Source organism: Rhodococcus sp. CX (assembly GCF_015865005.1).
Classification (GTDB): Bacteria; Actinomycetota; Actinomycetes; order Mycobacteriales; family Mycobacteriaceae; genus Rhodococcus.
The window spans coordinates 1-17,088 of the sequence record NZ_JADZGH010000093.1 but is presented as its reverse complement, the minus strand read 5'-3'; the positions used below and the strand labels follow the sequence as shown (position 1 = coordinate 17,088).

Below are 17,088 nucleotides of genomic sequence, written 5' to 3'. Positions count from 1 at the left end.
TACGGGCGGCCGGCCTTCGACTTCGCGCGGTCGATCGCCGCCTGAGCGTCGAATCCGGATGGCCCGACGATCCCGCCGTCGGCCATCCTCGGGAACAGTCCCTCGTTCAGCCGCAGGAGCAGATCCGTGATCGGGCTGTCCTCGTGGATGCCGTAGTTCGCGAGGGCGCCGTCGTAGTCGCCCTCGGCGATGGCCTTGCGCGCGCTGAGGATGACGTCGACGAGCGGGTGATCCTCCTGGATGCCGAGGAGCGAGGCGGTGCGACCTGAGTAGTCGCCGCCGAGCAGTGCCCGCCACCCGGTCGGATCGGACTGTGCGTCGAGGGACTTCGGGTCGCCCTTGAAGATCTTCCCGGCCTCGCTGCGCACGGTGCGGATGAGCCCGAATCCGAAGCGTTTGGCGACCTCCTGCAGGATGCGTTCGGAGCGTGGCCGCTTCGACAGAGCGCCAGGGATGTAGGCCTCCCACCCGGTCTCACCCTCCGCGTATCGGACCGGTCCGAATGGGGTGCGGGCGAGGATGCCGTTTCCCTGGCCGTTAGCGATGTGCGCGGTGTCGAGCATGCCATTGGCGCGCGTGCGGACACCGCCGTCGGCGTAGTGGACCCGCTGGTATTGCCCAGTCTCCGCCTGGCGCTGAGCGGCTGCGGCCGCCGATGACACGATCGCATCGTTCTGCGCCTGGAGGTTCTGGTAGTGCACACGCACTTGGACGTCAGCGAAGCGCTGCTGGGCAAGCCACTGCCGCATCGTCAGGTCGGCCTCGTCCGTCTCGGCAACTACCTCGACGGTCCCGTCGGGGAGTTCCTTGACCGTGATCCCGAGATGCTTCAGCTCGTCGATCGCGTCCTGGGTCAACGCTTCGGTGAGGATGACTTTCTCGTCGGGCGTTTCCTCGATCTTGCCCTGGAGGACATCGAGCGCTGAGTGCGCTTCGGGCATGCCCGGCTGCCGGATCTGCGTCTGAACGAGGTTCGGCACGAGCCCGTAGCTGTTGATCAGATCGAGGGCCTGCCGATTTGTCAGCCCCATCTGCATCGCTTGCTGGATCAGCTCGCCACGGTTTGCGGCGTATTGCCCGGTCAGCTCCTCGATCGTGGCACCCGCCTCGAGACCAGTACGGGTCTGCGCCTCGAACTGCTCCTTGAGGCCGGCCAACTGCTGATCGAGGCGAGCCTGCGTCGGAATCGATTTGTCGAGAGTCCCATTGAAGTTCTCGATCTTGACGGTCGATCCGTCTATGGCGATTCCGACTTCGGAGATCGCGTCGTTGACCTTCTGGATCTCGTCGTTGAATGCAGCCGACAGCTTGAGATCGCCAGCGAAATCGTTGAACCGGTCCTGGGCGGCGCCGACCGCGGGGATCAGGCGGTTCTCGATGCCGTCAGCCCCAGCGTTCATGCCGTTCTGGATCGCCACACCGCCATCGCGGGCCTTGTCGGCGAAGCTCTGCAGATCCTTCGCGACATCGCCGAAGTCGGGCATGCCGGGGATGAGGTCACCGAGCGGCCCGAGCAGGCCATCCAGTCCGGCAACGATCACGGAGAACGTGTCGAGCATGGACGCCGCCATGTCGGACCCAGACTTGGCGAATTCGCCGAATCCGCGCATGCCGTTCGCTACGAACTGCAGGATCGCTTCAGCTCCGTCGAACGCCTTGTTGCCGATGTCGATGAAGAACTGGATGACGCCTGCCCGGTTGTTGCTGATGGTGTCTGCGAACTTTTGGATGTGGGGCCCGAAGGCTTCAGCCAGAGCTGCTTTCAGTCCATCTGCCGCCATGCTGACAGCCCGGGTTGCGCCCTCGACAGAGGTTGCCGAGTTGCCGTTCATGACGTCGATGGCGCGTCTGGCGGCGCCTTCGTAGTCGTTCATCGACTGGACAGCGGTGGTCAGGTCCATGGCGTACATGGCCTGCCCGAGGTCCTCGGCCTTGGTGCCGAACAAGGCGACGGCGGCCGCGTTCCGTTCGACCGGATCCTCGATCTCGCGCAGCTTCGTGAGCACCAGTTCGAGACCGTCACGGGCAGACTCGCCGCCCTCCGCGATCTTCGCGGTCATCTCCTCCGCCGACAATCCGAGGAGTTCGTAGCCTTCGGCGCTGGCCTTCGATCCGTCCTGTGCGCGGATCGCGAACTCCTTCAGCGCATCCGCTGCGGTGTCGGTGTCTCGGGCGCCGGCCTTCACGGCCTGGCCCATCAGCCCCATCGCTTCGGCGCCGGTGAGGCCGAGTTGCCGGAACTGGGTTCCGTACTCGTCGATTGTGTCGAGCCAGTCCTCGGACACGTTCAGGCCCATCTGAGAGCCCTTGACGATGAGGTCGAATGCGTCGTTGACGTCGGCGGCGAACCCGGTCTTGACGGCCTGCGCGGCCGATCGGGAGACACGCGGAATCTCCTCGCCGATGATCCTGGAGACACCGTCGAGGGAGCGGATCATCTGCTCCGCATCGCGTTGCGTCGCACCCGGATCGAGCAGGCCGCTCCCGAGTGCCGCTTTTGCGGTGCCGAGGTTCGCCTCGAGCGACTCGCCGAACGTGTCGGCGTACGCTTCGCCCGCGGCCTGTGCGAATTTCCGGGCCTGCGCTTCCGTCACGCCCGTCTGCGCCTGGAACAGGTCCCGGTTCAGTTCGGCGGACATGCCGTCCTTGATCGCAGCGGCGAGCGCCGCACCCGCAGTGAGGCCGATCGCGGCGACACCAAGGAGGGATGCACCGATCGGGCCGGTCTTCGAGCCGAGATTGCCGACCGCGTCAGCGAACCCGGACAGGAAGTTCCCGCCGGACCGGCTGCCCGCCGGCCCTCCGCTCTGACTCGCCTGTTGGTACAGGTCCTCGAGTTCCTGCTGCGCGGCCTGCAGGTCCTGCTGTAGCCGGTTGCCGAGCTCGATGGTGTCGACCGCGCCTGCCGCCTGACGTGCGGCAGCCTGGATCTCCTCTATCTCCTGAGCGGCACGGCGGGCGTCGTTCAGCAGCTGGGTGTTCATGACGATGTCGTCGACGGACTGGTCGGCGCGCTGTGCGTTGCGCTCCAACTCCTGAATACGCTGCGCTGCGTCGCGGGCCTGCTGCTCGAGCCGGCGGTTGATCTCGACGGCCTGGGCGGCTTGGCCGGCGCGCTGCGCTGCCTGGCTGATTTGCTGGAAGCCGTTGGAGATCTGCTGGGTGGCTCGCTGGCTCTGTTGCTGGGCCCGCTCGGTGCCTTGGACGAAGCGGGAGTCGTCGAGGGTGAGGCGGGCGACGAGTTCGCCGACGTCGAGTGCCACGGACTACTCCTTCTTGCGCAGTTGCTTTCTGGCCTTGAGCAGCTCGGCGTGCTGGCCGAGGATCTTCTCGAGGTCGGCTTGTCGGGGCAGATGCGACATGGCCCAGTGGATTTCGCCCCAGTCCGGGGAGAACCCGAACCACAAGATCGCGGTGCGGCCGGCGTGCAGGATCATCGGCCAGGGCAGGCCGTCGGCGACCATCTCGCCGAACGCAGTCCCGAGGGCGTCGATGGCCTGCTGGGTCTGTTCGACCGGGGGCATCCCGTCCTTCGTCACCATCTCCCGCATGACCTTCGCTGCCTCGTAGTCCGGCGCCGGGACGGTGTAGCGCTTGCCTCGGATCGGCAGGTGGAGGTCAGGGTCGAAGCCGGTTTCGGTGAGGTCCTTGAGCGCCACTACACGCCTTTCGTCAGCGCCTTGTGCAGGCGGGAGGTTGGATCTGCGGCGAGGGCGGTGATGCGCAGGCGCAGCCATCGCCACGAGTGGGTGTGCAGGACACCGGATTCGAGGTCGATCCCGTTGTCTTGCAGGTCGAGTTCGATGTCGGTCCAGTGATGTAGGCAGTCGACGATTGTGCGTGCGACCTGGCCAGGTTTCGGCCGGTCAGGCTCGTCGTTGTACCACTCGCGCACCCCGGTTACGGGGTCGTACGGGCCGCCGCCAGGATCATCCGGTCCGTAGGTGCGGGGCGCTGAAGGATCGAGCGGAGCTTCTCCCCCATCCCTGCCTGCTTCGGGGATGGGGGTATCGGATTTCCCGGCACACCTGCGCTCTCCCAGTGGGCCTGACCGGCGGCTTCGGAGTGCCCGAACCACAGCATGGCGGTGCGGCCGGCGTGGGCGATGGTGGGCCAGCCGATTCCGTCGTCGACCATCTGCTGGTAGGTGTCGCCGAGGATCGCGAGGATCTCGGCGCGTTCCTGCGCGTCGTCCAGGCGTGGGCGGGTGGCGATGAGCTGGTGCGCGCGTAGCCCCTGCCAGGCAGTGCAGTGGATCGCGTAGTCGCGGCCGGCGATCGGCAGGTGCAGCGCGGGGTCCATGAAGGTGGCGAGGTCCTCCACCGGACTCCTTCCGTTGGGTGAAACACCCGCCGGGAGCAGCGCAGCTCTACTCCCAGCGGGTGGTCATGGGGCGGTCAGGCCGCGGCGACGGCGAATGCTCCGCCGGTCAGGCCGGAGCCGTCACCGGTCAGCACGCCGCCGGGGACGGTGACAGCGAACGGGCCACCCGCCGATCCGGTGACCGTGAAATCGCTGGCGACATAGCCGTCGTCGAGCGCAGCCAGCGCCGACTTGATCGCCGCGGACGTTGCATCGAACGCGATCGGCGCGGTGGTCTTGCTGTTCCACGTCAGGGTGAAGGTGCCCGCAGTGGCTCCGCCGATCGTGACGGTGAAGTTCTGGTCACCGGACGGAACGAGCGGCTTGACGATGTCGCGGGGCTTGCCGCGGCCCGACAGCGTGAAGCTGAACTCCTGCAGCGCGTTCGGGTCGGACGCGGGCGAGTCGGTCCACTTCACCGTGGTTTCGGCTTCGTAGGCGTCGGGCAGTGCGTCGCGCCGGTAGATGCGGACGGTCACGACGTTGTCGTAACCGGTCTTGCGACCCTTCTGGCGCAGGAAGTTCTGGCCCGGGTCATCGACGAAACCGCTCGTGTTCTCGCCCTTGCGCTTGCCGCCGCCTTCGATGCGGAACGCGAGGCCGGTGACGATCTGGGAGGCGAAGCCCTCCGAGTCGATGTCGGAGTCGTCCTGCTCGGCGCCCTCGAAGATCGGGGCGACCGAGGACAGGCCGCGCACGCGCGTCCAAACATCGGCAGCGGTTTCGACTTCGAGAATCCAGTCGCGGGCCAGGGTCGACGCGAGGGCCTGGGTGGGTGCAGTCATGGGGTCGTCCTCCTAGGACGGGTTGGCAGTGATGCAATACGAATCAGGTCGGGTCCAACGCCCATTCGCATCGGGATCGCGCGGTGCGCGCACGACACGGCGGCAGAGCAGGACCCGGACACTCCCCCACGTCTCGTGAGAGGTGTCGTGGATCGCCTCGAAAATGGCGTCCATCAGGTGGTCGACGGCACGAGGATCGCGGCCCCCGCGACGTCCCCGGATCTGCAGGTAGTAGTCCGGGTTGTCGTCGTCGCGGGACCGGTCCTCGTTATAGGTATTGATGACGATCGCGTCGTTCGGGGTGTCGGGCATCGCGCCGAAGAACACCGCGGGTAGCGTGCCGGCGCCGTAGATGCCGTTGGGTTCGTATCGCACGAGCCCGAGGGCGGTGAGGCGCCTGACGAGTGCCTCCTCGAGTGCGGTGGTGTCAGGCGCGCGGGCAGTCGTCACAGTGCACTCCTGATCGATTGAGCGATGACTTGGCCAACGACTCCGCGCGTCGCGATCAGCGCGTTCTCGAGGAACTTCGCCTCGCCGTGCTCGTGATGGAATCCGACGCCCTCGTGCTGAGCGATGGCGTAGACGAGCGAGTAGAAGACGACCGCTTCGAGGTGCCCGGAGGCGATGGAGCAGTCGTTGCGCAGCTCGCCAGTTTCCTTCGGTGTGCGCTGAATCGACTCCTGCTTCACGACCTCGGCAGCATCCTCGAAGCCGCCCAGCGTGGACTCGAGGATGCGTGCCCGGGCCTGCGTGAAGTCAAGCGACACGGCGGCCCCCTACGTCAGGTCGACGCTGTAGAAGTTCGGGGTGCGGCCGGCGCCGTCGTGGTGCAGCTGCTCCGCCAACACCTCGGCAGTCCGGCCCCCGAACTCCGGCGGCAGGGTCACCAGCGACCCGGGTGGAATCAGCGGCGTGGTGGCAGGCATCGAGACACGGGCCTCGGAGATCACCTCCGAGCCGTCCGGTGCCAGCACCTTCTTGCGCTTCGCTGTGACCTTCCCGAGCAACTCAACCGGGGCGTCGTGCGCGGGACCGTACGGGCCGTCGCCGATCTTGCGTGCCACAAGCATCGGCCACCGCCACCAGCGGACGAGCGGTTCCCTCACCACGACTGCACCGCATTCGATGCCAGCCCAGCGAACCGGAGCAGCCGCAACGCAGTCGGCACGAGGCCGTCCATGCTCGACGCCTTCGCGGCCTCGAGCTCCCCCGCGTTCGTGGTCTCCGATGCCCCGTCGATCGACGACGACACCACGATCTCGTCCATGCCGGCGCGCCCCTTCGTGGGGTTGATGCCGTTGTCTGCCCAGAACGCGGCCTGCACGCACGTTGCATCGCGCATCGCTTCACGCAGGCTCGGGTCGGTGGGCATGTGGTCGGGGGTGGTGTCGTAGATGTCGGCGAGGCACGCGTCGGCGACGAGGATCGACGCCTCGCGGAGGAGGATGTCGGCGTTGTCGGGTGCGGGTGTCTTCGTCCAGGTGGCGAGGTCGACCGCGGTGGCGTAGACGAGCATCAGTCCTCCGGTTTCGGGCGCTCGACGGCGATCTGCACCACTTCGGTCGCAATGCCTCCGTTGTGCAGGTAGCACTCGCCGTCCACGTTCTTGCGGTTCCGGGTCACCGTGACGCCCCCCGGTTCAACGAGAACCGACCGAACACCGCTCAGGTCTTCCACTCCGAGTAGCGCGAGGGCGTACTCGAAGTGTTCGCGGCTGATCTCGAACGGGTAGGACACTGTGCCTCCTCGGGTGGGGTGGTGGTTGGTGCGCAGGTCGCGCTGCTGCAGGGGCCGAAAGGAACCCGGCGTGGAAAGCCCTCAGTCGTCCTTCGCGTGCGTTTCGTGCCATGGGTGCCGGGGCACGCGGTTGACGCACCAACCACCAAGCTCAGTCAGACTGCGGTGACGGTGAGGCCGGTTCCGCCAGTCAGGGAAGCACCGCTACCCGAAAGTGCGCCCGGGACCGCGATCGTGTATTCGCCCGCCGATCCGGTGACGGTGATGTCGTCGGCGCCGAAACCGTCGTCGAGGCCAACCAGCGCGGTCTTGATGGTCGCTGCGGTCGCATTGTAGTTCAGCGCACCGGTGGTGCGGCCGTTAAAAGTGAGTGTGAAGGTGCCACCGGTCGCGCCGCCGACGTCCACGGTGAACGCGTTGGTGCCCAGGACGATCTTCACTGCACGCTTGAGCGAGAACGTCGAATCCGGATCGGTGTAGTCGTCCGGGTCCTCCACGACACTGATGCCGAAGAACGTGTCGAAGATCGACCGGTTCACCAGGTGGCTCGAGTCGTAGTCCCGCAGCCAGCGCAGCGCGATACCGGCGTACGACCCGGATGCACTGTCGACGCCACCGAGCGGGGACGCCGGAACCCGGTACACCGTCTGGAATGCGGACCGATGGAACACGTACGACTCGTATGCACCGATGGAGTGCGACACGATGACCGGCATTCCAGCGATGTTGCCGATGGTGGCGCTGCGCAGAGCGTTCGAGTCTCCGGACTGGTCGAACTTCCGGAACTGGTCGGACTTGAGGATCATTGCCTCGATACCGGTGCCGACGAGGAACACGCGGCCCTGCTGTGGCACGTGGTAGTCGTTCAGGACCTTGCGCGCGTCGACCGCTCCGGCGTGGAAGTCCAGTCCGCTCGCGCCGTCCGTCGAGATGGAGATGTTCGACCCGGACGGGTATGTCGCACCCTTGATCTTCGCGGAGATCTTGTCCTCTATACGTTCGGCAACAGCTCGGGTCTGCGGGGTGACGACCTGCTCGGTGAAGTCGTAGATGTCGAGAGACAGTTCCTCGTCCGACAGTCCGATTGCGTTGTACGGGTGGGTGTCGAGCTTCACGTCGACCTTGAACTCGTTCAGATCCGAGTTCTCGATCGCCGCGGTGTGGTCACGCCACGCGTAGTCCTTGGCGACCGTGCGTCCGTTGATGCGGATGGACACGGTGTCGTTTGCGGGACTGCGGCCCGAGAAGTGCTGCGAGGCGCTGGACTCGACGATCCCAGGCAGGACGACATCGCGTTCGAGCACGACGAGCCCGGCCTGCACGATCTGCGCAGCCTTGAGAATGGTGTTGGTCACGGAATTTCTCCTGGATTAGTAGATGGTGACGCCGGACTTCCGGTTGCCGAGGCTCTCGGCGAACTTCTTCGGGTCGTCGAGCGGGCTTGCTGTGGACTTACTTCCGCCGACGCCGTTGCCGGATCGCCCGGCGGAGTTGGCGCTGGCGTTGGTCGCGGCGAGACGCTTGGCGAGGGCATCGACCTTGTCGGCGGGGACGCCGGCCAACAGCTCGAGGTCCTTGTCGTCGGTGATGCCGTGCTTCCGCGCCGCTCGTTCGACGGCGAGTTCGGCTTCGAGCTTCTCGGCGCGGCTCTTCTCGGCGTCGCGTTCGGCTTCGGCGCGTTGCTGGTCGTCGAGCTTGGCGAGGCGGTCCTTCTCGGCTGCCGCCTTGTACTTGGCGACTTCCTGTTCTGCGGCCTTGCGCGCTGCCCGTTCGGCGTCGAGGGCCTTCTTGCCGCCTTCGCCGAGCTGCTCGTCGTCACCGCCGTCGGGCTTGCCGGTGTCGTCGGTGTTGGTTTTGCCGGCACCTGCATCCCCACCGGTGCCGTCCCCCTGGCCGGTCTGGCCGCCGTCGCCGTTGCTGTGTCCCTCGTCGTCGCGACGGGGGTGCATGCGGTTCGGCCAGCGGCCGGAGGTGGCGAACGGGTCGAGGCCGTATCCGGCGCCGACGATGAGGGCGAGTGTCGTGGTGGTGCGCATGGTGCTCCTTCGGGTGTGCAGCGTCGCGCTGCGGTGTTGCCCCAGGCACCGTCGCGGTGTCGGGGTGTCCGCCCAGGGGCGGAAGCGTGTGGGGGTCAGCGAGCTTGGTTGATCTGCTCGCGTCGCGGCCGGCGGGTCAGGCCGTGCTCGTCGACGTGCTGGGCGATCGCCTCGCGTTGCGCCCGGAGTCGGGCTGCGGCCTCGCGCTTCGCCTGCGGGGTGACCGCAACAGCCTGCCGGCGGCGGGTGTCGCGGATGGCGCGTTCCATGGCCCGCTGCTGCTGCGTCGCCGCATAGCCTTCGGGGTCCGGCTTCGTCGTGAACGTGCGTGACGCGCCCGGCACGAACCTGCTGAGCGCGTGCCCGCAGTTCGGGTGCCGGAAGCCCTTCGAGATGGCCTCGCGCATCGTGGCCTTGATCCGCACCTGCACCGGACGGCCGGTCGTCGCCGACTTCAGCTCGACCGTGCCGGTGCTGCCGTCCAGGCTGAGCACCTGTCCTTCGAACGGCTGGCACTGCGGTGCCGGCTTCGAATGCGACGACACCACCATCAGCGTGTGGCCGTGTTCGAGGGCCCGGGCGATGTGGGATTCGCGCAGTTCCTCGTTCACCACTGTGCGGGACAGCATCTCGACGTACGAGGTCAGTGACCAGTTGCGGCCGCCGCGGTCCCGGAATCCGGTGATGCCTCGCTTCGTGAGGATGTCGAGGGCCTGCTGGGCTGCGTCCAACCGTGTGCCGGTGGCTCGTGGTGCGCCGAGGATGCCCCCGGTGTGCGGGGTGAGCCTCGGGACCTCTTGGGATCGGACCTGTATCTGTGCGAGCACCTGCCCGTACAGGCGGTCCGCGTTGCCGGGGAGCTGCTGTGTGGCGTGGGCGAGGGTGGACCAGGCGGATTGTGTGGCTGCGACAGTGCGGGGAACCGGGACGCGGTCGCGACGCGGTGCGCGCCCGGGCACTGCCGCAGCCGTTCCCACGGCGGCTGCGCTTACCGCTGCGGGAGTTTGTGGGTCGGCGTCCTCGTCGGCTGCCTGCTCGCCGAGGTCGGCCGCGGCCTGCACCGCATCCTGCAGGAGCTGTGGCATGGCCGCTTGGAGATGCCGGGCGAGTGCTTCGGCAGCCCGCCGGAACTCGACCTGCCGTGAGGCTTGGACCTGTTGCCACTGGTCGGTGTCGATGCCGTCGATGATGGCTTCGGCGAGGAGGCGGAGGAGGGCGAGTTCGGCGTCGGTGTAGAGGGCGATCAGGTGGGCGGGGATGTTGCGGGCGTCTTCGGGGTCGAGTGCCACCAGCTACACCTCCCGATGTTTACTTCGTCCTCGTAAATCGCACAGGCTGTGATATTCGGAGGCCGATCTAAACGTCGTCGCCCTCGTCGACGTCGACGCCGACGTCCTGGTCGCCGCTGACCTGACCGTCGGGGGCGGTGTCCGAGCCGAAGAACGCCGGCATCTCCACCGTGTTCGCCGCATCGATCAACTCGACCTCTTCATCGATCTGCTCCTCGGTCCAGCCCGGGTGCAGGTAGCGAACCTTGGTGCGTGTCGAGGCAGCCTTCGCGGTCTCCCACGCCTGCACCGTCTGCGCACGGGACAGGTCGGATTCCTGCGCGAACGGCGGCCAGTCCAGATCCAGCGGCTCGTGCAGCTCCACGCCGAGGTGCGGGAACTTCTTCTGGTCGATCCGCAGAGCAACCGTGGTCAAATGCTGGATGGCGACACCGAAGTAGCGGGCCTTCCCCTCGGTCGTGGTGACCGTGGATTCCTTCTTGCCAGCGGCCTCGGTCGCCGTCTGCGCGACCTCGTCGGACATGCCGAACGAGACGGGGCTGTAGCCGGTGCGGCGCAGCACCTCACGCAGCAGCATCTCCCCCACCTGGTCGTGCTCGAGCACCCGGATGGCGGGCTGATGGAACTGGAAGATGGACTCAGCGCCGCCCTCTTTACCGATGCCGGTACCGACCTGCGTGAACAGTTCCTGATCCTCGGGCAAGAACATGCCCTGACCGGCGCCGCGGTGCTGCAGCACCTCGGAGGAGGCGAACATGCGTGCCTGGGCGACGCGCACGTCCCGCATCAGTGAGCTGTAGGTGCGGTCGATCTGGTGATAGAGCGGCACGAGATCGACCGCGCCGACGTCGGAGGCGCCGAGGTTCCGCAGCTGCGGATCCTCCGCCCACTCAGGGTTCGGAAGCTGATTCGGCACGTACTCGACAGCAAGCTCGTCCACGCCGAGGTCGACGATCGAGTATCCATCCCCAGCAAGTTCCACGCTGATGTCCGCGGTCGCGTCGTGCGCGCCCAGCTCCTGCAGCGTGCCGAGGTTGTGTTGGGTGCCCTTGTACAGCTCGTGCACGATCCGGCCGCGCTCGTACCGTTCGAGGTGCCTCCACACGTCCCGAGGGTCATCGGATTCGAGTTCGGTGAAGAACGTGACGGACTTGAGCCGGCCCCTGGACCATTCGGGGATCGCATGATCGGGGTCGACCCATTCGATCCACGTGCCTTGCTGCACCTGGTCGTCCCACACCACCCTGCCGAATACACCGGTGAGCGCCGACGAGGTTTCCCCCGCGGTGTACAGGCTGGAGTGGAATCGGGGGGTGTTGAACAGGTCGTCGACGCGGGCCTGCACCGTGTCGAGTTCGTCGTCGGCGGCGAGGATCACCGGCGGCTTCGAGAACAGTGATGTGGCCGAGAGTTGGGCGATGTCTTTGCCGATCGGGGCGTGGAGGCGTTTCCCGGATTGGCTGGGGTTGTGCTGGGTGCGGCCCCAGAATGCGTCCCACGCGTCTTGTGCGCGGCGTTTGAGGGTGGCGCCGGTGGGTGAGGTGCGGCCGCCGGCGCCGTAGAAGTCGTCGAGCTTGGTGGGGTCGCCTCCCCACCAGACGCGGCATTCGGCGACACGGGCGGTGACCTTGCCCAGTTCGGGCGGCGGCCAGGCCATGTTCGCGCGGATGCTGGTCATGCTGCGGTCTCCTCGGTGTCGAATCGGTGGTCGTCGGGTAGCGGCACGGCGTGGCGCCACTGGAACTGGGAGGTGGCGACCGCGTAGCGCAGTGCGTCGCAGAAGTCGTCGTTTTCCTTGACGGGCGCGTCCTCGCCACGCTCGACAGCCTTCGAATCCCACACGTAGCCGGGGATCTCGTTGAGCAGGTTCGTGCAGCTGTTGTGGATCAGGAGTTGCTGTGTGGACAACAGTGACGCGACGACACCGATGCCCAGCTTGTGGCTGTTCGCGGCGTTCGCGACGTTGACGAACCCTTCGCGGTTCATCTGCAGCTTCAGCGCGGCCGCCGAGGGGTCCACGAAGTGGAAGTCGGGTGTGCCGTGCTCGTTCTCGAAGCGCCGTAGCAGTCGTGTGCGGTCGGCGGGTGTGCCGGCCGGTGGCGCGAACTCGGCCATGGCGTAGAGGCGGTTGTCTGCGCCGAGGCCGAGGAGGATGCCGGCGGCGGGGTGGTTGACGCCGTCGTCGATGCCGATCGCGAGGATCTGCTGCATCGTCGGGAGCTGGTCGACGACATGTACGGTCGGGTCGAACATCTCGTAGATGACACCGTCGGCCATCGTCCACAGGCCCTTGATGAACCGGTCGTTCCACATGCCGGTGTACTGCCGGTCGAGTGCTTCGATGTACCCCTCGGGCAGGTGGGCGCGGTTGTCCTCCAGGCCGAAATGGAAGATGCGGTGCCCCATTTCGTCGGCCCGGTCGATGTAGTCGCGTTTGAGGAAGTGCCGCGGCCCGTCCGGGTTGGTTGTGCCGCCCATCCACGCGTCGTCGACGGAGTGTCGGGACATGAGCATGGACACGAACTCTTCGGCCATGAGGGTCATCTCGTCGCAGTAGGACCGTTTGATGGTCATGCCTCGGATGACGCTTTCGGCGCGGACGTCGGATGCGCCGATGACGTGGACGGTTTCGCCGAGGATGTTCGCGGTCGGTGCGCCGCGGTTGTAGTGCACGGCGCTGGCGAGGTCCCCGAAGAGGCTGGGGTCCATCATCGGGGCGAGTACGTTGCGGTAGGCGGTGTCGCGTGTGCGGGAGATCAGCACGTTCTCACCGGTCGAGGGTGCGTCGGCGAGTTTCATCTCGAATTTCACCAGCGATCCAATGGTCTTGCCGGACCGGACCGCGCCGTGCCACAGGTTCAGCTGCGACCTGGAAGCGTCAGCGTTCGCTGTCGCAATCGAGTGGGCCTGCTTCCGGGAGATCGACAGCCTGTCCAGGATCCCCACTCGCGCCGGCCTCCTCCTCGTCGTGGACCGCTGCAATCAGTGCTGCCTCGAGCTGGCCGAGCATCGACTTGGCGTTGTCGTGCTCGGTGGTGGTGTCGGTGAGCTTGTCGAGGACTGCCGCCTGGCCGGTGTGCGCGTTCGTCTGCTCCCGCAGGTCTCGCGAGGGAATGAAGTCGAGTTGCGCCTCGACTTCGCGGCCTTCGCTTCCGCGGATCAGCGTCGACCACCCCTTCTTGCCTCGGAGTGTCGCCAGGATCGCAGCCTGCGACAGCTCGAGGATCTCCAGTGCGTTCTCCGCAGCGACGGCCTTGCGTGCCTTGAGGTCGATGACACGGGCTTCTGTGGCCTTCTTTGTCTTCGACCGGTCGAAACTCAGGTTCAGCCGATCCGCCCACCGAGACACCGTGCTCTGCGGCCGGCCCATCTCCTCTGCGATCGCCCGCAGCGACATCCCCTGCTCATGCAGTTCGCGAAGGCGCCGGCTCTCCTCATCGGTCCACGCGGCCATGGGCCACTACGCGCGCGCATGGGAGGCGGGTGGAACGTTCCATCCTGTGGTTCATTCGGCCCTCCTCGGGGAAGTTGACGCCCACGCTCGTCCGGCGTGAGATTCCGGGGCGTGGGCGGTCCATCCGAGCACTCGCGAGGTGGTGCTTCGAGGATGGACGTCTGGAAACGACGAAGCGCGAGTGACCCTGCTGGTGGGGTCATCTCGCGCCTACGCGCTGAGCGTATCAAAGGGGTGGGGATAAGAGGTTCAGGCGCTCACCCGGTTTCGTGTCGCTGTGGCGAGGTGGGCGTCCATCACGTCGCCCAGTCGGTAGATCGGCACGCCCTCGGAGTTGCGGCGCACGGGGGTGATGCGGCCGGTCCTTCGGAGGCTCTTCACGCGCTCGCGATCGAGCCGGGCGTATTCGGGGCCGAGCTCCTTCGCGGCGATGGCGATTGCGGATGCGTTGAGCTGGGTGTCGCGGGCGACGGTGGTGGATCCGTAGCGCCATGTTTCGGGTTCGATCGGCAGGCGGGCGGCGCGTCGTGCTGCTCGGATGACGCGACGCAGTGACGCGGGTGCTTCGTCGGCGCCGGGAGTCATGGCGAGGGCGGTGATGTTCTTGCGGAGCCATTCGGCCATTCCGATGGGTGTGACGGGGCCGTCGTAGCGGAGGCCGCGGTGTTCGCATACGTGGTTGGCCCAGGTCCAGAGTTCGTTGTCGAGGTAGTAGGCGGCGTCTTGCGCTGCGGTGTCGTACGGGACGACGTCGGTGGGGCTGGCGCTGACGCGAGGTTCGTAGGAGATGCGTTGGCGGTAGCCGTCGCAGCAGATTCCTGCGAGTGCCTCGGTGATCTCTGGGACTTGGCAGAGGAGTGCGAAGACTTTGTTTTCGCCTGGGGTGTCGAGGTAGCGGCCGGCCGCGTCGGGGGTGCTGGTCATGCGTCGGCTCGGCCCAGGATGTCGCGGAGTGCGTCGCGGACTTCGGGGGTGAGGTTCTTGGCGACGGTTTCGGCGACGGCGGGTGGGTAGTCGGTGCCGGAGGGTGCGTTGGCGGTCATTTTGAGTTCCATGACTTCGGCGCGGGCTTTCTCGGCGGCTTTGCTGGCGAATCGGGCGGCGTTGGCGGTGGCGGCGAGTTCGGCTTCGAGTGCGTCGATGCGGGCGTTGGCCTGGTCGAGGTTGGTGTAGGCGGCGGGCATGCGCTGGGGCCTTTCTCGCGGTGGGTGTGGATGGTTCCGGCCCGCACCGGGAGTAGTCGGTGCGGGCCGGGGTTCAGGTGGCGGCGAGGCTGAGTGCTGCGATGGCGATGATGAGCACCCAGGCGGTGAGGGCCGTTGGGAGGCGGGTCACGGTTCACCACCACGGCTGTTCGCGGCGTCGATGGGCGGTGTGGAGATCGGGCCCTGGTCGGTGGGGTGGAAGGCTCCGGCGATGAGTCCGCCGGCGAAGAGTGCGGCGAGGAGCAGGGACGCCCGGATCCGGGTCCTGGGCGCGGTCACTGGTCGCCGTCCAGGGCAGTGGCTGTGGACGGCTGTGGGGGCTTCATGTGGGCCCCCACAGCCGCTCGGTCTCCTACGCTGTGTGCGCCAACATCATCAGCAGAAGGAGAAGTTTCATGGCGACACTTGTCTACAACGGGAAGCGCATCGGATTGGCTCCGCACGTGCTTGCGGAAGTTCATGCACTCGTATCGGTCGCGTTCCCTACCGGAAAGTGCTTCTCGATGGGCCTCGTCGGCACTGATGGCGACGGAGACGAGTTCCGAGACTTCTTGTGGATGCATCCGTCGATCCCGTTGGAGTTCATCTACGACGAGAGCGAGACGGCCAAGGTGAAGGAGAGTGTCATCGCCCTTCACCTGGAGGCGATCGAGAGTGTCGCTGTGGTGGTGATCGGTGATGCGAAGGGATGGCTCCCGTTCGCATTCGAGCGGATGCCTGCAGGCGTCGACGCGCAGTAGTCGCGTGAGCTCTTCGCGCACGATGGCGCGGATGTCGTCGTGCGCGAGGGGTGCGGGGGTGTTGCGGCCGATGGTGATGGTCAGCCTCATGCCTGCGCTCCGTTCAGCTCGCGCTGCACAGGCTCGCGCACGGAGTCGAGCTTCTTCCGCAGGAACTCCAGCCCGCTGGGGCGCACCGAGGTGGTCGCGGTCGGCACGGTCTCGCCGGTCTTCCGGTTGGTGTATGTGCCGGGCGTGACCTTGAAGTGGTGGTCGTATCGCCGGTACGGGAGGTTGTTGGTCTGGAGGACGCCGAGGCGGCGCATCTGGGCCATCATGACGTTGCGGCCCCAGCCGAGGATGCGCGCGGTCGCGGCCATCGAGTAGGTGCCGTCGGCGTCCATGAGTTCGTCGTAGAACTCGGCTTTGGGTTCGAGCTGTGCGATGCGCTGGTCCTTGGCGGCGAGCATCTGCTGTGCCTCGATGACGGCGTGCGCGAGGAGCTCGGCGCCGGCGAGTGCGGGCTGGGTGCTGTAGCTGCCCGTGCGGCGGATGGTCGGGAGGACGTCGGTGGTGATCCACCGGCGGAATGCGGCGGCTTCGGGTTTGTCGCTGCGGATGACGACCTCGTACATGCCGGACTCGTTGACGATCGTCGTGGACTGCCTGCGACCGAGCGAGTCGGTGACGTCCGCCTGGCGGACGGCATCCGGATCGAGACGCGCCGCGACGTTGCGCGGGTTCGCGATCTCGAGGACTGCGCAGAGGTCGAGCAGGACGAACCAGGGTTCGCCGTCGATGGTGATGGTCCGGACCGTGGTCGCACCGTATGCGAACGGGACCAGGTCTCCGGTAACGTTTGCGAGTGACATCGAGCGGTCTCCTCGGTGTTCGTGCCCCGCGGAGTTCGCGCTCCGGCGGGGCTTTTTCGCGGTCAGGTTTCGAGCATACGCGAATGTTGTGCGTTGTTCGCAACACAACAACGCTCATCTAGGCGCGTGTTTTCTCGGCCTTCGCTTGCTGATACAGGTCCTTGAGGCTCGGACGCCGCTCCGGGGCCTGAGCGTGTCCGCAGACGGCCGTATCGACGTAACCGTCCTCGTCGCACAGGGAGCACTCCGCGATCGCTCTGGCGCGCTTCTGGGCCGCAGCACGGAGTTGCTCCGAGCGAGCCTCGGCAGCCACACGCTTCCGCTCGTCCTCCCAGGCGCGGCGCCGGCGGCGGGCCTCGCCGCAGGCGAAGCACGGCCGCTCGGTGCCGTCCGGATGGTCGATGCAATTCAGGGAGGGTGGTTCGTCTTCGCGCGCGCTGTCTCCTTCCGTACTTACGTAACCACTCTTTCTTTCTGGAGTAGGAGCAGGAGCAGGAGCAGGAGTAGGGCCGGGGTTGGACGCGGGGTTAACCCCATCCCTTGGGTTTTCGTTAGCCGGGGGGTTGGGCGTGGGGTTAACCGAAGGGTTGGCGTAGGGGTTGGGCCAAGGGTTAGCGGAGGGGTTAGCA

At 66.6% G+C, this 17,088-nt stretch carries 21 protein-coding genes; 1 reads left to right on the top strand and 20 read right to left on the bottom strand.

The features are described 5' to 3' along the window. The 19 genes from I0Q12_RS10110 to I0Q12_RS10020 form a co-directional block, all read right to left on the bottom strand. A partial coding sequence (locus tag I0Q12_RS10110) for a phage tail tape measure protein (RefSeq protein ID WP_197251797.1) occupies positions 1-3,263 on the bottom strand: 3,263 nt, incomplete at its 3' end. Between the two features lie 3 nt (positions 3,264-3,266). Continuing rightward, positions 3,267-3,659, bottom strand: coding sequence for a hypothetical protein (locus I0Q12_RS10105; protein ID WP_197251796.1), 393 nt, complete (start codon positions 3,657-3,659; stop codon positions 3,267-3,269). Next, positions 3,659-3,895, bottom strand: a complete 237-nt coding sequence (locus tag I0Q12_RS10100) for a hypothetical protein (protein ID WP_197251795.1) — start codon at positions 3,893-3,895, stop codon at positions 3,659-3,661. Before I0Q12_RS10100 ends, I0Q12_RS10105 begins: the two co-directional genes overlap by 1 nt. 5 nt (positions 3,896-3,900) lie before the next feature. After that, on the bottom strand, positions 3,901-4,323 hold the full coding sequence (locus tag I0Q12_RS10095; RefSeq protein ID WP_197251794.1) for a hypothetical protein: 423 nt from the start codon (positions 4,321-4,323) through the stop codon (positions 3,901-3,903). Between the two features lie 74 nt (positions 4,324-4,397). Beyond that, complete coding sequence (locus I0Q12_RS10090; protein WP_197251793.1) at positions 4,398-5,147, bottom strand: phage tail tube protein; 750 nt, start codon at positions 5,145-5,147, stop codon at positions 4,398-4,400. Positions 5,148-5,159: 12 nt separating this feature from the next. Further along, positions 5,160-5,597, bottom strand: a complete 438-nt coding sequence (locus tag I0Q12_RS10085; protein WP_197251792.1) for a minor capsid protein — start codon at positions 5,595-5,597, stop codon at positions 5,160-5,162. Further along, entirely contained in the window at positions 5,594-5,914 is a 321-nt protein-coding gene (locus I0Q12_RS10080; RefSeq protein ID WP_197251791.1) for a hypothetical protein, read from the bottom strand. The genes I0Q12_RS10085 and I0Q12_RS10080 overlap by 4 nt, the downstream gene beginning before the upstream one ends. A 9-nt stretch (positions 5,915-5,923) precedes the next feature. Further along, positions 5,924-6,256 (bottom strand): hypothetical protein, encoded by a 333-nt coding sequence (locus I0Q12_RS10075; RefSeq protein WP_307846159.1) that lies wholly within the window; start codon positions 6,254-6,256, stop codon positions 5,924-5,926. Beyond that, positions 6,250-6,663, bottom strand: a complete 414-nt coding sequence (locus I0Q12_RS10070) for a hypothetical protein (RefSeq protein WP_197251790.1) — start codon at positions 6,661-6,663, stop codon at positions 6,250-6,252. Before I0Q12_RS10070 ends, I0Q12_RS10075 begins: the two co-directional genes overlap by 7 nt. Beyond that, positions 6,663-6,884, bottom strand: coding sequence for a hypothetical protein (locus I0Q12_RS10065; RefSeq protein ID WP_197251789.1), 222 nt, complete (start codon positions 6,882-6,884; stop codon positions 6,663-6,665). The genes I0Q12_RS10070 and I0Q12_RS10065 overlap by 1 nt, the downstream gene beginning before the upstream one ends. A 155-nt stretch (positions 6,885-7,039) precedes the next feature. Further along, entirely contained in the window at positions 7,040-8,239 is a 1,200-nt protein-coding gene (locus tag I0Q12_RS10060) for a P22 phage major capsid protein family protein (protein ID WP_197251788.1), read from the bottom strand. A 15-nt stretch (positions 8,240-8,254) separates the two neighbouring features. After that, positions 8,255-8,920 (bottom strand): hypothetical protein, encoded by a 666-nt coding sequence (locus tag I0Q12_RS10055; protein ID WP_197251787.1) that lies wholly within the window; start codon positions 8,918-8,920, stop codon positions 8,255-8,257. A gap of 95 nt (positions 8,921-9,015) precedes the next feature. Further along, positions 9,016-10,209 (bottom strand): phage minor capsid protein, encoded by a 1,194-nt coding sequence (locus tag I0Q12_RS10050; RefSeq protein WP_197251786.1) that lies wholly within the window; start codon positions 10,207-10,209, stop codon positions 9,016-9,018. 67 nt (positions 10,210-10,276) lie between these two features. After that, a complete protein-coding gene (locus tag I0Q12_RS10045) occupies positions 10,277-11,887 on the bottom strand; it encodes a phage portal protein (protein ID WP_197251785.1) in 1,611 nt (536 codons plus the stop codon). Further along, positions 11,884-13,020 carry a hypothetical protein gene (locus tag I0Q12_RS10040; protein WP_307846156.1) on the bottom strand — a complete coding sequence of 379 codons (1,137 nt, stop codon included), beginning with the start codon at positions 13,018-13,020 and terminating at the stop codon, positions 11,884-11,886. Before I0Q12_RS10040 ends, I0Q12_RS10045 begins: the two co-directional genes overlap by 4 nt. A gap of 67 nt (positions 13,021-13,087) precedes the next feature. Continuing rightward, positions 13,088-13,663, bottom strand: a complete 576-nt coding sequence (locus I0Q12_RS10035) for a helix-turn-helix domain-containing protein (protein ID WP_197251784.1) — start codon at positions 13,661-13,663, stop codon at positions 13,088-13,090. Between the two features lie 249 nt (positions 13,664-13,912). Beyond that, complete coding sequence (locus I0Q12_RS10030) at positions 13,913-14,587, bottom strand: hypothetical protein (protein ID WP_197251783.1); 675 nt, start codon at positions 14,585-14,587, stop codon at positions 13,913-13,915. After that, the gene (locus I0Q12_RS10025; RefSeq protein WP_197251782.1) at positions 14,584-14,847 is read right to left on the bottom strand and encodes a hypothetical protein; all 264 of its coding nucleotides are present in this window, start codon (positions 14,845-14,847) and stop codon (positions 14,584-14,586) included. The genes I0Q12_RS10030 and I0Q12_RS10025 overlap by 4 nt, the downstream gene beginning before the upstream one ends. A gap of 147 nt (positions 14,848-14,994) precedes the next feature. Continuing rightward, on the bottom strand, positions 14,995-15,147 hold the full coding sequence (locus I0Q12_RS10020) for a hypothetical protein (protein ID WP_197251781.1): 153 nt from the start codon (positions 15,145-15,147) through the stop codon (positions 14,995-14,997). A gap of 116 nt (positions 15,148-15,263) precedes the next feature. On the opposite strand from I0Q12_RS10020, the gene I0Q12_RS10015 reads away from it, so the two are divergent. Next, the gene (locus I0Q12_RS10015) at positions 15,264-15,608 is read left to right on the top strand and encodes a hypothetical protein (protein WP_197251780.1); all 345 of its coding nucleotides are present in this window, start codon (positions 15,264-15,266) and stop codon (positions 15,606-15,608) included. Positions 15,609-15,694: 86 nt separating this feature from the next. Here the strand turns inward: I0Q12_RS10015 and I0Q12_RS10010 are convergent, their stop codons facing one another. Beyond that, a complete protein-coding gene (locus I0Q12_RS10010) occupies positions 15,695-16,459 on the bottom strand; it encodes a phage antirepressor KilAC domain-containing protein (protein WP_197251779.1) in 765 nt (254 codons plus the stop codon). Positions 16,460-17,088: the final 629 nt, after the last annotated feature.

Bases quoted from the DNA above. Each gene is read 5' to 3' on its own strand.
- I0Q12_RS10090 (WP_197251793.1), bottom strand. From the start codon at position 5,147: ATGACTGCACCCACCCAGGCCCTCGCGTCGACCCTGGCCCGCGACTGG.
- I0Q12_RS10070 (WP_197251790.1), bottom strand. From the start codon at position 6,663: ATGCTCGTCTACGCCACCGCGGTCGACCTCGCCACCTGGACGAAGACA.
- I0Q12_RS10055 (WP_197251787.1), bottom strand. From the start codon at position 8,920: ATGCGCACCACCACGACACTCGCCCTCATCGTCGGCGCCGGATACGGC.
- I0Q12_RS10045 (WP_197251785.1), bottom strand. From the start codon at position 11,887: ATGACCAGCATCCGCGCGAACATGGCCTGGCCGCCGCCCGAACTGGGC.
- I0Q12_RS10035 (WP_197251784.1), bottom strand. From the start codon at position 13,663: ATGGCCGCGTGGACCGATGAGGAGAGCCGGCGCCTTCGCGAACTGCAT.
- I0Q12_RS10030 (WP_197251783.1), bottom strand. From the start codon at position 14,587: ATGACCAGCACCCCCGACGCGGCCGGCCGCTACCTCGACACCCCAGGC.
- I0Q12_RS10025 (WP_197251782.1), bottom strand. From the start codon at position 14,847: ATGCCCGCCGCCTACACCAACCTCGACCAGGCCAACGCCCGCATCGAC.
- I0Q12_RS10015 (WP_197251780.1), top strand. From the start codon at position 15,264: ATGGCGACACTTGTCTACAACGGGAAGCGCATCGGATTGGCTCCGCAC.
- I0Q12_RS10010 (WP_197251779.1), bottom strand. From the start codon at position 16,459: ATGTCACTCGCAAACGTTACCGGAGACCTGGTCCCGTTCGCATACGGT.